General features: G+C 70.7%; 12 protein-coding genes. 7 read left to right on the top strand and 5 right to left on the bottom strand.

Going from position 1 to position 13,001, the window contains the following annotated elements; translation table 11 throughout:
* The first annotated feature begins 3 nt into the window (after positions 1 to 3).
* The 3 genes from xylA to ACNYC2_RS01720 all read left to right on the top strand — a co-directional run bounded on the left by xylA (position 4) and on the right by ACNYC2_RS01720 (position 4,279).
* Positions 4 to 1,158 carry a xylose isomerase gene (gene xylA, locus ACNYC2_RS01730; protein WP_419705398.1) on the top strand — a complete coding sequence of 385 codons (1,155 nt, stop codon included), beginning with the start codon at positions 4 to 6 and terminating at the stop codon, positions 1,156 to 1,158.
* A gap of 172 nt (positions 1,159 to 1,330) precedes the next feature.
* Positions 1,331 to 2,827 (top strand): xylulokinase, encoded by a 1,497-nt coding sequence (locus ACNYC2_RS01725; RefSeq protein ID WP_419705397.1) that lies wholly within the window; start codon positions 1,331 to 1,333, stop codon positions 2,825 to 2,827.
* 30 nt (positions 2,828 to 2,857) lie between these two features.
* The gene (locus ACNYC2_RS01720) at positions 2,858 to 4,279 is read left to right on the top strand and encodes a serine hydrolase domain-containing protein (protein ID WP_419705396.1); all 1,422 of its coding nucleotides are present in this window, start codon (positions 2,858 to 2,860) and stop codon (positions 4,277 to 4,279) included.
* Between the two features lie 206 nt (positions 4,280 to 4,485).
* Here ACNYC2_RS01720 and ACNYC2_RS01715 read toward each other — a convergent pair whose 3' ends face one another.
* The 4 genes from ACNYC2_RS01715 to ACNYC2_RS01700 all read right to left on the bottom strand — a co-directional run bounded on the left by ACNYC2_RS01715 (position 4,486) and on the right by ACNYC2_RS01700 (position 7,604).
* Positions 4,486 to 5,001, bottom strand: coding sequence for a hypothetical protein (locus tag ACNYC2_RS01715; protein WP_419705395.1), 516 nt, complete (start codon positions 4,999 to 5,001; stop codon positions 4,486 to 4,488).
* A gap of 620 nt (positions 5,002 to 5,621) precedes the next feature.
* A complete protein-coding gene (locus ACNYC2_RS01710) occupies positions 5,622 to 6,128 on the bottom strand; it encodes a dihydrofolate reductase (RefSeq protein WP_419705394.1) in 507 nt (168 codons plus the stop codon).
* Positions 6,128 to 6,931 (bottom strand): thymidylate synthase, encoded by an 804-nt coding sequence (locus ACNYC2_RS01705; protein WP_419705393.1) that lies wholly within the window; start codon positions 6,929 to 6,931, stop codon positions 6,128 to 6,130. The genes ACNYC2_RS01710 and ACNYC2_RS01705 overlap by 1 nt, the downstream gene beginning before the upstream one ends.
* A gap of 49 nt (positions 6,932 to 6,980) precedes the next feature.
* A complete protein-coding gene (locus tag ACNYC2_RS01700; protein WP_419705392.1) occupies positions 6,981 to 7,604 on the bottom strand; it encodes a hypothetical protein in 624 nt (207 codons plus the stop codon).
* 148 nt (positions 7,605 to 7,752) lie between these two features.
* On the opposite strand from ACNYC2_RS01700, the gene ACNYC2_RS01695 reads away from it, so the two are divergent.
* The 4 genes from ACNYC2_RS01695 (at position 7,753) to ACNYC2_RS01680 (ending at position 11,963) form a co-directional block, all read left to right on the top strand.
* Complete coding sequence (locus tag ACNYC2_RS01695; protein WP_419705391.1) at positions 7,753 to 8,235, top strand: OsmC family protein; 483 nt, start codon at positions 7,753 to 7,755, stop codon at positions 8,233 to 8,235.
* 2 nt (positions 8,236 to 8,237) lie between these two features.
* The gene (locus ACNYC2_RS01690; RefSeq protein WP_419705390.1) at positions 8,238 to 9,020 is read left to right on the top strand and encodes a hypothetical protein; all 783 of its coding nucleotides are present in this window, start codon (positions 8,238 to 8,240) and stop codon (positions 9,018 to 9,020) included.
* Between the two features lie 68 nt (positions 9,021 to 9,088).
* Positions 9,089 to 10,672, top strand: a complete 1,584-nt coding sequence (gene rocD / locus ACNYC2_RS01685; RefSeq protein WP_419705389.1) for an ornithine--oxo-acid transaminase — start codon at positions 9,089 to 9,091, stop codon at positions 10,670 to 10,672.
* Between the two features lie 46 nt (positions 10,673 to 10,718).
* Complete coding sequence (locus ACNYC2_RS01680; protein ID WP_419707754.1) at positions 10,719 to 11,963, top strand: aminotransferase class I/II-fold pyridoxal phosphate-dependent enzyme; 1,245 nt, start codon at positions 10,719 to 10,721, stop codon at positions 11,961 to 11,963.
* A 66-nt stretch (positions 11,964 to 12,029) separates the two neighbouring features.
* On the opposite strand, the gene ACNYC2_RS01675 is transcribed toward ACNYC2_RS01680, so the two are convergent.
* Positions 12,030 to 12,995, bottom strand: a complete 966-nt coding sequence (locus ACNYC2_RS01675; RefSeq protein WP_419705388.1) for a universal stress protein — start codon at positions 12,993 to 12,995, stop codon at positions 12,030 to 12,032.
* Positions 12,996 to 13,001 lie beyond the last annotated feature (6 nt).

The raw sequence follows: 13,001 nt of genomic DNA, 5'->3' as shown, positions 1-13,001 counted from the left end.
TCCGTGAGCGACATCAAGTACTCGTTCGGCCTGTGGACCGTCGGCTGGCCCGCCGCCGACCCGTTCGGCACGGCGACCCGCCCCGAGCTCGACCCCGCCGAGTCCGTCCGCAAGCTCGCGGACCTCGGCGCCTGGGGCTTCACGTTCCACGACAACGACGTCTACCCCTTCGGTTCGGACGACGCCGCCCGCCAGAAGCACATCGACTCCGTCAAGCAGGCCGCCGCGGACACGGGCATGGTCTGCGAGATGGTCACGACCAACACGTTCACGCACCCCGTCTTCAAGGACGGCGCGTTCACCTCCAACAACCGTGACGTGCGCCGCTTCGGCCTGCGCAAGGTGCTGCGCAACGTGGACCTGGCCGCCGACATGGGCGCCTCCACGTTCGTCATGTGGGGTGGCCGCGAGGGCACCGAGTACGACAACTCGAAGGACCTCAACGCCGCGCACGCGCGCTACGCCGAGGGCATCGACACCGTCGCCTCGTACATCAAGGAGAAGGGCTACGGGCTCAAGATCGCCCTGGAGCCCAAGCCCAACGAGCCGCGCGGCGACATCTTCCTGCCGACGATCGGTCACGCCATCGCGCTGATCGACTCGCTCGACAACGGCGACATCGTGGGCCTCAACCCCGAGACCGGCCACGAGCAGATGGCCGGCCTCAACTACACCCACGGCATCGCCCTGGCGCTGCACCTGGGCAAGCTGTTCCACATCGACCTGAACGGCCAGCACGGGCCGCGCTACGACCAGGACCTCGTGTTCGGTCACGGCGACCTGCTGTCCGCGTTCTTCACGGTCGACCTGCTGGAGAACGGCTTCCCGAACGGCGGCCCGCGCTACGACGGCCCGCGCCACTTCGACTACAAGCCGTCGCGCACCGAGTACCTCGACGGCGTGTGGGAGTCGGCCAAGGCCAACATGGAGACCTACGACATGCTCGCGGCCAAGGCCGCCGCATACCGTGCCGACTCCGAGGTGCAGGCCGCGTTCGAGCACGCGGGCATCTTCGAGCTGGGCCAGTCGACCCTCGCCGAGGGTGAGACGTTCGACTCGTTCCTCGCCGAGGCAGACCCCGACGTAGACGCCCTGGCCGAGAAGGACTACGGCCTGGTCCGCCTCCACCAGCTCGCCCTGAAGCACCTGATCGGCTGACCCCTCACCCCGCGAAGTAGAGCGAGTGTCCGAACACTCGCTCTACTTCGACACAGTTGTGTCCGCGAAGTAGAGCGGGCGTCCGGACGCTCGCTCTACTTCGCGGAACGACCCTGGCCGGCGCGGTAGCGTGTCTGTCGCCTTCCCACCTCACTCTGTTCCTGGAGCACCGATGCCCCTCGTCGCCGGCGTGGACACGTCCACGCAGTCCTGCAAGATCGTCGTGCGCGACGCCGAGACCGGAGCGCTGGTCCGCACCGGTTCCGCCAAGCACCCGGACGGCACGGAGGTGGACCCGCGGCACTGGTGGGACGCCTTCCAGGAGGCGGCCGCCGCTGCGGGCGGCCTGGCCGACGTCGCAGCGCTCTCCGTGGGCGGTCAGCAGCACGGCATGGTCGTGCTCGACGCCGACGGCAACGTCATCCGGCCCGCGCTGCTGTGGAACGACAACCGTTCCGCGCCGTCCGCCGAGGCCCTGATCACCGAGCTGGGCGAGGGCAGCCGCGAGGCGGGCGCCCAGGCCTGGGCCGACGCCGTCGGCTCGGTGCTCGTCGCCTCGCTCACCGTCACCAAGCTGCGCTGGCTGCACGACAACGAGCCCGAGAACGCGGCGCGCGTCGCCGCGGTGGCGCTCCCCCACGACTGGCTGTCCTGGCGCATCGCGGGCTACGGGCCCGCGGACGACCCCACCGCTCCCCTGGGGCCGCAGCTGGACAAGCTCTTCACCGACCGCTCGGACGCGTCGGGCACCGGCTACTACGACGCCTCCGTCGGCCAGTACCGGCCTCACCTGCTGGAACGTGCCCTGGGACGGGCCGACGTCGTGCTGCCGCGGGTGGTCGGCGTGACGGAGGCCGGCGCGGTCGCGCACCCGTCCGTCGCGGGCTCGGCGGTCGACCCTTCGACAGGCTCAGGGACCGGTTGTCTCATCGGGCCCGGCGCCGGCGACAACGCGGGCGCATCCCTCGGACTCGGCATGACGCCGGGCGACATCGCGATCTCGATCGGCACCTCCGGCGTCGTCTCCGCCGTCGCGCCGGAGCGCACCGCCGACGGGTCGGGCGCGATCAACGGCTTCGCCGACGCGACCGGCAACGCCCTCATGCTCGCCGTCACCCTGAACGCGGCGCGCGTCCTGGACGCCGCCCGCGAGGTGCTCGACGTCGACTTCGACGGCCTCGCCGAGCTCGCGCTGCAGGCGCCGGCCGGGTCCGACGGCCTCGTGCTCGTGCCCTACCTCGAGGGCGAGCGCACGCCCAACCGCCCCGATGCGACGGGCACCCTGCACGGCATCCGCCTCGCGACGTCGACCCGCGCGCACCTCGCCCGGGCCTACATCGAGGGCATGCTCTGCGGGCTGGCCGACGGCCTCGACGCGCTGCGCGCGCAGGGCGTCTCGGTGGATCGCGTGATGCTGATCGGCGGCGCGGCGCAGTCGCCGGCCGTGCAGCAGATCGCCCCGCAGGTCTTCGGTCTGCCGATCGGCATCCCCGAGCCCGGCGAGTACGTGGCCGACGGCGCCGCGCGCCAGGCCGCCTGGGTCCTGGCCGGTGCGAACGACCCGGATGCCGCCGCGCCCGCGTGGTCCACGACCATCGCCACGACGCTCGACGCCGACCCGAAGCCGGTGATCCGCGAGCAGTACGCCGCGGTGCGCGACCTGACCTGATCTGTGCCCGCGCCTCTCGACAGCACGTCCGTGGAAGGCCTGATCAGCGGGCTCGCCCGCCGGTCGGCCGCCCTCGACATCGCCCTGCACACCGTCCAGGTGAGCGTCCGGGGCGAGACCGTCGCGCACGCCGTCGGCGAGCCGTCCGGCCTGGACACGCCCCAGCGGATGTACTCGGTGTCCAAGACGGTTACGGGCCTGGCGATCGGGCTGCTCGCGGACGAGGGGCTGCTGAGCCTCGACGACCCCGTCACTGAGCACTTCCCTGAGATGGGCCCCGAGATGAGCCCGGTGCATCCCTGGCTCGAGGCCACGACGCTCCGGCACATGCTCGCCATGCGCGGGCCGCACTCGTCCACCACGTACGAGCGGACGGACGGCGACTGGCTGGAGTCCTACTTCCGCGTGCCGCCGACGCACCCGCCGGGCACGGTCTTCACCTACGACACCAGTGCCTCGTACACGCTGGCCGCGCTCGTGGAGCGGCTGTCCGGCACGTCCCTCCCGGACTACCTGCGGCCGCGCCTGTTCGACCCGCTGGGCATCAGCCCCGACCTGCGGTTCCTCACCGGGCCGGAGGGCATCGCCCACGGCGGCTCGGGGCTGGTCTGCACCCCGCGCGACCTGCTGCGCCTGGCGCACCTCCTGCTCGACGACGGTGTGCACGACGGCGTCCGACTCCTGCCCACCGACTACCTCCGCGCCGCCACGAGCCCGCAGGCGGACACCGCCCTGCAGAACTCCGCCGCCGCGCTGCGTGGCGGCTACGGCTACCAGCTCTGGCTCCCCCGTCCGGGATGGTGGCTCATGTACGGGCTCGGCGGTCAGCTCGTGTACGGCAACCCCGCCCGTGGGCTAGCGGTGGTGGTCACCGCGGACTTCCAGGCCTGCCCGAGCGGCGACCGGTTCATCGACGACGTGCTCGACCTGCTGATCGATCCCCTGGTCGAAACGCTCGACGCCGGGCGTGCCCTGAGCGGCGCGCACGGCGCCGCCGTCGGGCTGCCCTGGCCAGCACCTCGTCACGTCGCCGCGCACGCGCGACCCGTCGCCGAGCGGTACGCGAACGTCGTCGGCGGTCCCGGCCCCGCCGGGCTCGTGCTTTCGCTGGACGACGGCGGCGGTCGGCTGACCAGCGCCGTCGGCCCGGCCGGTGCCGACGGTCGCACCGTGGCAGGCTGGGACGTCGAGCTGCGGTTCGACCGCCCGGTACGGACCGTCGTCGACGACCAGCCCGCCGTCGTCACCGCAGGTTGGACCAGCCCCGACACCCTGGACGTGCGCTGCTCGCTGCTCGGCGACAACCTGACGACCTGGCGTATCCGGCTCGCCTGGGCACCTGACGGCACCCTGACCGTGCAGTCCCAGGCGTTCGGCGAGACCGCTGACCCACGGTGGACCTTCGACGCGGCCTACCGGACTGACGCCTGGAGGCGCCCCGAACTAAGTTGAGTTCAGTAGGTTCGGCAGAACCGTAACCCTCGTAGTTATGGTTCCGCCGAACCGACTGAACCGAGATCAGTGCCATGGTCAACTCACCCGGCCCGACCCTGGTATCCCAGCTGTCAGCTCCCCCTGGAGCGAGCTCACAGACCCACATGGCGGATCCGGATTCCCGCATCCATGGACGCGTCATCCGCACGTTCAAGCCGTTTGTACTAAACGGTGCTGTAGTTGAAGGTCCATCTGATCGTGGCCTTGCCCGGGTTACCCGCGACCTCCACAGGGAACCCGATGGAGGCGGTCAGTCTCCAGTCGACGAGGCCGGTGTTCCCGGGACACGCCGAGTGGAAGATATAGCCCACGGACTGGACCTTCGAGTAGGTGCACGGGACTTGCGGTGAACGCCAAGGAGTGCGTGAGGTACGGGCAGTCGCGTTGCCAACCGCAATGGCCTTGAACGGCGCGGAGATGCGGTACGACCACGCGACCGTTCGCGGGGTGTACTGCGCATCGAACTCGCCGTTGGAGTCGGTCTTACCGAAATATCGGTTCCTTGAGCTGAAGACCTTCCTCGCAGACCAGTCGCTGCTCGCATTGGCCGCAGTGACCTGGGTCTCGACTACAGGCTCAGCATCGACGCAATCGACGAATGAATCGGCGGATGCGCTAACCGCGTCGACCAGTTCGCCAGAGTCATTCAGTGCGAGCGTCGAGCCGTCGTCAGAGTTCAACGACCGCCGTCTACGTATAGGCACATTCGTCCACGTGGCCCTCGGCGGCGTCTTGTATTGCCGCGACCCTGTCCTGTGGTTCCTCTGCCGGAGAGGCCACGGAAGCGCTCGCGGTGGGAACGCTGAGCGCCAAGGGCATCGCGAGAAACGCCGCGACGAGGCGGGACTTTGCTCTGTACACGTACTTCCTTCACTAGGTGGGGCCCGTGATCCAACCACAGAACCGGCTATCAGATTGATATGGTCGATCCCTGCGAGGTGGCCGATCTGCCGGTAAGGGCTGCACACGGGTTGTCCCCCAGCAATGGGGGTTCAAGAAGGGCAGAAAGTAGACCCCGGTGCACCGCCATCTCGCCCAACCCTTAGATCGTGACGTCGACTTGGGCGGGCGCTCCTGCACCGCAAGTTGCTAGTGCCACGCCGCCGTCAAACCCCACGTTTCGCGCACCACCTCACCGCGGGCGAGCATCCCCCTGGCGCGCTACGCGGACAGCAAGGCCATGCCCGACGTGCAAGCCCACGCTCTTACCCGCATCCCCCTGCGCGCGCTCGAGGGCGTGGGGATGACTCGGACAGCGCCGACTGACCATCGGCACCGCACGAGCTCGACCACTGATCCGTCAGGTGCGGGTGTAGGTCAGGTGCCGGAACCGGAGTCCGGACGCCGACGTCGTCCACTCGGTCGACGCCGTGACCGTCCACTCGGGGCCGATCTCGGGGGCGAACACGTCGCCCTCGACCTCCTTGTTGATCTCGGACACCTCCAGCACGTCGGCCACAGGCAGCGTCTCGCTGTAGATCTGCGCACCGCCCATGATCCAGATCTCGTCCCCGCCGGGCGCGTTCGCCGCGATCTCGAGCGCCTCGCCGATGGTCGCGGCCGGCACGGCGTCCGCGTCCGCCACGCTGTCCGGGCCGCGCGACGAGACGACGACGTTGGTGCGGCCGGGCAGCGGACGCTTCGGCAGCGACTCCCAGGTGAGCCGTCCCATCACTACCGGATGGCCCGCGGTGATGCGCTTGAAGTGGGCGAAGTCCTCGGGCACGCGCCACGGGATGTCGCCGCCTGCGCCGATCACCGGCCGTCCGCCGCCGTCGCGTGCCTGTCCCCAGATGAGTCCGATCATCAGACTGCGATCGGTGCCTTGATCGTGGGGTGTGAGACGTAGCCGAGCACCTCGACGTCCTCGAACTCGTAGTCGAAGATCGACTCCCGCGGAGCCAGCCGCAGCGAGGGGTACGGGTACGGGTCCCGTTCGAGCTGGGTGCGCACCTGCTCCACGTGGTTGTCGTAGATGTGGCAGTCCCCACCGGTCCACACGAACTCGCCGACCTCCAGGCCGGCCTGCGCGGCGACCATGTGGGTGAGCAGCGCGTAGGAGGCGATGTTGAACGGCACGCCGAGGAACAGGTCCGCCGACCGCTGGTAGAGCTGGCAGCTGAGCTTGCCGTCCGCGACGTAGAACTGGAACAGGGCGTGGCACGGCGGCAGTGCCATGTCGTCCACCTCGGCGGGGTTCCACGCCGTCACGACGTGCCGCCGCGAGTCCGGGTTGGTGCGGATCTGCTCGACCACCTTGGCGATCTGGTCCACCTGCCCGCCGTCGGGCGTGGGCCAGGAGCGCCACTGGACACCGTAGACGGGGCCCAGCTCGCCCGACTCGTCGGCCCAGTCGTCCCAGATCTTGACCCCGCGCTCCTGCAGCCAGCGCACGTTGGAGTCGCCGCGGAGGAACCACAGCAGCTCGTACACGACCGACTTCAGGTGCACCTTCTTGGTGGTGATCAGCGGGAAGCCCTTGGCCAGGTCGTACCGGATCTGCCGCCCGAAGGCGCTACGGGTCCCCGTGCCGGTCCGGTCACCCTTGCGGGTCCCGTTCTCGAGCACGTCGCGCAGCAGGTCCTCGTACGGGGTGTCGATCGCGGTCATGCGGCAAGCCTACGTCGACCGCTCCGGCGGCCTGCGCCGCGCGCCGCCGTCAATTCTGCTTCGCCCGGAGCTGCTTGAGCTGGGTGCCGCGGCGCCGGTACAGCACGCTCATCGTGACTATCGCCAGCGCGACGAGACCGCCGATGACCGCGCCCCATGCGGTCCCGCCGCGGAACGCCGGCCCGTCGACGTCGAGGATCCGCTCGCCGGCGTGCGCCGCCGCCGACGTGCCGAGGACGATGCCCAGCGTCAGGAGGTTTGGCACCGCGAGCAGGACCGCCAACATGAGGAACCCGCTGCGCACCTGCAAGGATTTTCTGGTGAGGACCGCCTGTGCCAGGAGCAGCACCGGCGCCAGCGTGAACACGCCGCCGATCAGGAGGCCCCACCAGGCCCCCGCGGTGAACGACCCGTCCACCGCGTTACCGATCACCTGGGCCCACCACCGCGGCAGGAACGCATCGAGGAACAGGTAGATCAGCCAGACGGCCACGATCACCGCGACGACGCCGACGAGCCGCTTCACGACGTCGCGCCAGTCGGGCCGCCACCGTGCGGCGGTCGACGTCGTCGGCTGTGCCGCAGCGGGGTCGGTGGGCGTCGGGCCCGGCGGCGTCGGACCGGTCTGCGTCGAGCCGGTCGTCTCGGGGCTGTCGCTCGGGTTCTGCGCCATGAGCACGATCGTCGCAGCGTCGGGTGCACTCTGCGCGGTGAACGGGAACGTCGCGGGCCTCGTTCGCGTTGTGCACTAGTCCGACCGAGCGGGACGCGTTGGCCCTCACTCCGTGACCGTGTCGGTGACCAGTGGAAGGATGATCCTCATGACGGAGCAGATCACCACCTCGAGCGCCACGAGCGCCGCAGACGCCGTGACCCCCTCGCCCACGGACCCGCTGTGGGTGGAGCGCAACGGCATCCGCACCTACACGGGCTTCTCGGCCCGCGGTGCGCGCGTCGAGATCGGTCCGGCCGAGGCCGGGGCCGTGTTCACGCCGGGTGAGCTGATGAAGGTCGCCCTCGCGGCGTGCGCCGGGATGAGCAGCGACAGGGCGTTCGCGCGCCGGCTCGGCGACGACTACAAGACCACCATCCGGGTCGAGGACCCGAAGGACATGGCCGAGGACCGCTACCCGGTGCTCACCGAGAAGTTCGAGATCGACCTGTCCATGCTCGACGACGAGGACCGCGCGAAGCTCCTCACCATCGCGCAGCGGTCGATCGACAAGGCCTGCACGGTGGGCCGCACGCTCAAGGCGGGCGCCGAGATCCCGAACGCGCAGTTCGAGCAGCCGACGGAGGGCTGAACATGGTCGACGACAAGCAGAAGCTGACGGCACCGGAGTCCGCCAACCAGCCGGCTCCCGGCGACGCGGTACTGAAGCCGGACCACGGCGTCGAGGTCACACCCGCGGACTGGGTCCACTACAAGCCCGACAGCCCGCTCGACCACCTGGTCGACAAGGCGGTGACGATCCCGTCCGCGAGCATCCACAAGCATGTGGACAAGGTGCGGGCGCGCAACCCCGACGCCAGCCCGGCCGAGGTCATCAAGCTCCTGGAGAAGGAGTACATGCGGGTGATCCAGACGACGGGCACCGCGGTCGGAGCGGCCGCGGCGATCCCGGCCGTCGGCACCGCCGCGAGCGTCGCCCTGTCCACGAGCGACGTCGCGACGTTCTTCGCCTCGTCGGCCGCGTTCTCCCTCGCGGTGGCGGACGTGCACGGCATCGAGGTCCAGGACGTCCCGCGCCGCCGGGCGCTGCTGCTGGCCACGGTGCTCGGTGACCAGGGTGCACAGGACGTCGAGAACGCCATCGGCGGTTCGGGCGTCGCCTGGGGCAAGGTGCTGCTCACGAGCATGCCGCGCACCACGCTGCACAAGGTGAACAAGGCGCTCACGCACCGGTTCATCCAGAAGCAGATCGCCAAGCAGGGCAGCCTGCTGCTGGGTCGCATCCTGCCGTTCGGCGTGGGCGCGATAGTCGGCTGGGTCGGCGCACGCGCCCTCGGCCACACCGTGATCGCCCAGTCCCGCGTCGCGTTCGGCGCACCTCCGGAGCGCTTCCCCCGGGTCATCGAGCAGAAGTAGGCATGGCTGGGCAGCCCATATACGCATCTGCTCGGCGGGATGGCGGGACCAGCCCTAGGCTGCGGGTCATGGCGGACACGACCCACGGCGCACTCGCCCCGACGTACGACCCACTGCCGATCACTGTCGCGCGGGCGCACGGTACGCACGTATGGGACACGGACGGCAACGAGTTCCTCGACTTCTTGTCGGGGTACTCGGCGCTGAACTTCGGGCACCTGCACCAAGGCCTCGTGGCCGCGGCGATGACGCAGCTGCGCCAGGTCACGCTCACGTCCCGTGCGTTCGACCACGACCGGCTCGAGGAGTTCGCCCAGCGGCTCGTCGAGGTGGTGGGGGTGCTGACGACCGGCGGCGAGGACAGCCTCGTGGTGCCGATGAACACCGGCGCGGAAGCTGTCGAGACCGCGGTCAAGGCGGTCCGCAAGTGGGGTCATGACGTGCGCGGGGTGCCGGAGGACGAAGCGACGGTAGTCGTCGCCGCCGGCAACTTCCACGGCCGCACCTCCACCCTCGTCGGCCTCTCCGACAACCCGACCGCGCGCGCCGGGTTCGGACCCTTCGCCCCGGGGTTCCGGCGGGTTCCGTTCGGCGACCTGGACGCCGTGGCCGCCGCCGTCGACGACACCACGGTGGCCGTCCTGATGGAGCCGGTGCAGGGCGAGGCCGGCGTCGTGGTGCCGCCGGACGAGTTCTGGCCCGGCCTGCGGGAGCTCACCGCCAAGCAGGACATCGCCCTGGTCGCCGACGAGGTCCAGTCGGGGCTCGGCCGCACCGGCACCACCCTGGCCTGTGAGCTCTGGGACGTGCAGCCCGACCTGGTCTGCCTGGGCAAGGCGCTGGGCGGCGGGATCATCCCGGTCTCGGCGGTGGTCGGCAAGCCGGAGATCCTCGGCGTCCTGACCCCTGGCACGCACGGTTCGACGTTCGGCGGCAACCCGCTCGCGTGCGCCGTCGGCATCGCGGCGCTCGACCTGCTCTCGACGGGTCAGTACCAGGCGCGCGCGGCGGCGTCGGGCAAGGTGCTCACCGAACGACTCGAGGCACTCGTCGAACGCGGCCTGCTGGCCGAGGCCCGCACCATCGGGCTGTGGGCAGGCATCGACCTCGACCCCGCGCTCGGCACCGGGCGCGAGCTCTGTGAGGCGCTGCTGGAACGCGGCGTCCTCGCCAAGGACGCGCGTACCGAGACGGTCCGCCTGTCACCGCCGCTGTCGATAGTCCAGCCCGAGCTGGAGATGGCGCTCGACATCCTCGAGGAGTCGCTGGTCGCGCTCCGCGGCGAGCACTCCGCGGCCGCCGCCAACGAGATGGCGAACGCAGCGGCTGATGAGGCTGCGGACACGGCAACGACCCCGGCAACGGACGAGCCGGCGGACGACGCGACAGGCGACGCGACGGACGGCACCTCCGACGAGGAGCCGAGCGAGGACCTGGGCGAGGCCGCTGGTGCCGACCCCGTCGCGGATCCGGTCCCGGACGTCGCTGACACCGCGGCGGAGACGAAGGATGCTCCGGCGGAGACCGAGGACGCCGCGCCGGAGACCGACCCGCCCGCCTCCCCGACCGAGGGTACGGCCGACGCTGTCGAGGACAAGGACGCCGCGGACGGCAAGGGCGAACGCTCCGAACTGTCACCGACCGCCGGCTGAGCGTAGGCTCCGGGAGGTGACCACTACGACGTCGTCCCCCACCGTCATGCTCCCGGCGCTCCCCGAGATCCAGCAGGCCTACGCCGAGCTTCAGGCCAAGGGCCTGAAGCTGGATCTCACGCGTGGCAAGCCGTCGGCCGAGCAGCTCGATCTCGCCGAGCCGATGCTGGCCCTGCCCGGCGTCGGCGTGCACGCCGACGACACGGGCACCGATGCCCGCAACTACGGCGGGCTCGACGGCGGGCTCCCGATCCGGCGCATCTTCGCCGAGCTGCTGGACGTGCCGGTCGAGCAGCTCCTCGCCGGGGGTAACGCCTCGCTCACGACCATGCACGACGTCGTCGCGTACGCCGAGCTGTTCGGGTTCCCCGAGTCCCCGAAGCCGTGGGCCCGCGAGGAGAAGGTGCGCTGGATCTGCTCGGTGCCGGGCTACGACCGGCACTTCACGATCTGCGAGGCGCTCGGCATCGAGATGATCTCCGTGCCGATGACGCCGGACGGGCCCGACGCCGAGGCCGTGGCCGCGCTCGTCGCCGAGGACCCCACCATCAAGGGCATGTGGGTTGTCCCCACCTACTCGAACCCGGACGGCGCGGTCATCACCGACGACGTCGCCCGCGCGCTGGTCTCGATGCCCGCCGCGGCGCCGGACTTCCGCATCATGTGGGACAACGCGTACGCGGTGCACCACCTGACCGACGACGAGGTGACCAGCCCGAACGCCATCGCGCTGGCCGCGGAGGCCGGCAACCCGGACCGCGTGATCATGTTCGCCTCGACGTCCAAGGTCACGTTCGCCGGCGCGGGCGTCTCCTTCCTCGCCAGCTCGCCGGCCAACATCGCCTGGTACAAGAAGCACCTGTCGGCGGCCTCGATCGGCCCGGACAAGATCAACCACCTGCGGCACGCGCTGTTCTTCGGCTCGGCCGACGGCGTGCGCGAGCACATGCGCAAGCACCGCGAGATCCTGGCGCCCAAGTTCGAGGCGGTGGCGCAGATCCTGAACGAGCGTCTGGGCGGGTCCGGCATCGCGTCGTGGACGGAGCCCAAGGGCGGCTACTTCGTGTCGCTCGACGTCGCTCCGGGTACCGCGTCCCGCGTGGTGCAGCTCGCCAAGGAGGCGGGGATCGCGCTGACGCCTGCGGGCGCCACCCACCCGTACGGCAAGGACCCGGAGAACAAGAACGTGCGCCTCGCGCCGTCGATGCCCCCGCTGGACGAGGTGCGCACGGCGATGGACGGCGTGGCGACCTGCGTCCTCCTGGCCGCCGCCGAGGCCGCGACCAAGTAGGACCCGCTCCAGCGTTGGTCGAGCTTGTCGAGACCGGTCTCGACAAGCTCGACCAACGGTCGGGCGTCAGTCCGTGCAGTGCTTGTTGACCACGAGCACGGGGCACGCCGCGTGGTGCAGCACCGCCTGGCTCGTGGAGCCCAGCAGCAGCCCGCGGAACCCACCCCGCCCGCGCGACCCCAGGACCACCAGGTCCGACGCCGTCGAGAACTCCGTCAGCAGCTCCGCGCCGGTACCGTCCAGCACGATCCGCCGGATCCGCAGGCCGGGGTTCTGCGCCTCGTACTTGTCGACCAGGACGTCCATGCCGGCCCCGATGTCGGCGAGCACCTGCTCCCGGTCGATGTTCGACGGCAGCCACGCGAGCATCCCGCTGTTCCCCACGGGCACGCCGGTGACGGCGGTCAGCTCCGCGCCCCACGCGTTCGCCTGGAGGATCGCGTGCTGCAGCGCCCGCTCGGCCTGCGGCGACCCGTCCACACCGACGACGATGCGGCGCACCTCCCGGATCTCGGCTGCCGCTGCCGTCGTGCTCGTCTCGGCGTCCGCTCCCGGCCCGGAGCCGGGCTGGCTCCAGGAGACGCCCCGGTTCGCCTCGGCGCGCAGCGGGACCACGACGACCGGGCACCGCGCGTGCGCGGGCAGTGCGGACGACACCGTGCCCAGCAGCCGCTCCGTGAACCCGCCCCGGCCGCGCGTGCCGACGACGGCCAGCCCGTAATCGCCGGACAGCTCCACGAGCACGCCCGCCGCGTCGCCGGTCGCGACCTCGGTCGTGGCGCGCACGCCGGCGTCGGCCACGCGCGCCTCCGCCTCGGCGAGGACCGACTTGGCGCCCTCCTGGATGGTCGTGTCGTCGAGGGCGGCGTATCCGCCGTCGAGCGACGCGGCCGTGAAGGACGGCAGCGAATAGCTGCAGACGATGTGCAGCGCCCAGCCCACGCGGTGCGCGTAGGCGGTGGCCCAGTCCAGCGCGTGCAGGCTCGCGGCCGATCCGTCCACCCCGACCAGTACGACCTCGGATCGCGTCATCGCAAG

Origin of the sequence: Promicromonospora sp. NFX87 (assembly GCF_048564965.1) — a bacterium.
In the GTDB taxonomy this organism is placed as follows: Bacteria; Actinomycetota; Actinomycetes; order Actinomycetales; family Cellulomonadaceae; genus Promicromonospora.
The sequence above is the reverse complement of the archived record's forward strand: the minus strand, read 5'-3'. Positions and strand labels throughout refer to the sequence as shown.

What these genes read in the sequence shown, in the direction of transcription:
- ACNYC2_RS01690 (WP_419705390.1), top strand. Translation starts at nt 8,238, where the DNA reads ATGGTCGACGACAAGCAGAAGCTGACGGCACCGGAGTCCGCCAACCAG.
- ACNYC2_RS01695 (WP_419705391.1), top strand. Translation starts at nt 7,753, where the DNA reads ATGACGGAGCAGATCACCACCTCGAGCGCCACGAGCGCCGCAGACGCC.
- ACNYC2_RS01680 (WP_419707754.1), top strand. Translation starts at nt 10,719, where the DNA reads ATGCTCCCGGCGCTCCCCGAGATCCAGCAGGCCTACGCCGAGCTTCAG.
- ACNYC2_RS01725 (WP_419705397.1), top strand. Translation starts at nt 1,331, where the DNA reads ATGCCCCTCGTCGCCGGCGTGGACACGTCCACGCAGTCCTGCAAGATC.
- ACNYC2_RS01705 (WP_419705393.1), bottom strand. Translation starts at nt 6,931, where the DNA reads ATGACCGCGATCGACACCCCGTACGAGGACCTGCTGCGCGACGTGCTC.
- ACNYC2_RS01700 (WP_419705392.1), bottom strand. Translation starts at nt 7,604, where the DNA reads ATGGCGCAGAACCCGAGCGACAGCCCCGAGACGACCGGCTCGACGCAG.
- ACNYC2_RS01675 (WP_419705388.1), bottom strand. Translation starts at nt 12,995, where the DNA reads ATGACGCGATCCGAGGTCGTACTGGTCGGGGTGGACGGATCGGCCGCG.
- ACNYC2_RS01710 (WP_419705394.1), bottom strand. Translation starts at nt 6,128, where the DNA reads ATGATCGGACTCATCTGGGGACAGGCACGCGACGGCGGCGGACGGCCG.
- rocD (WP_419705389.1), top strand. Translation starts at nt 9,089, where the DNA reads ATGGCGGACACGACCCACGGCGCACTCGCCCCGACGTACGACCCACTG.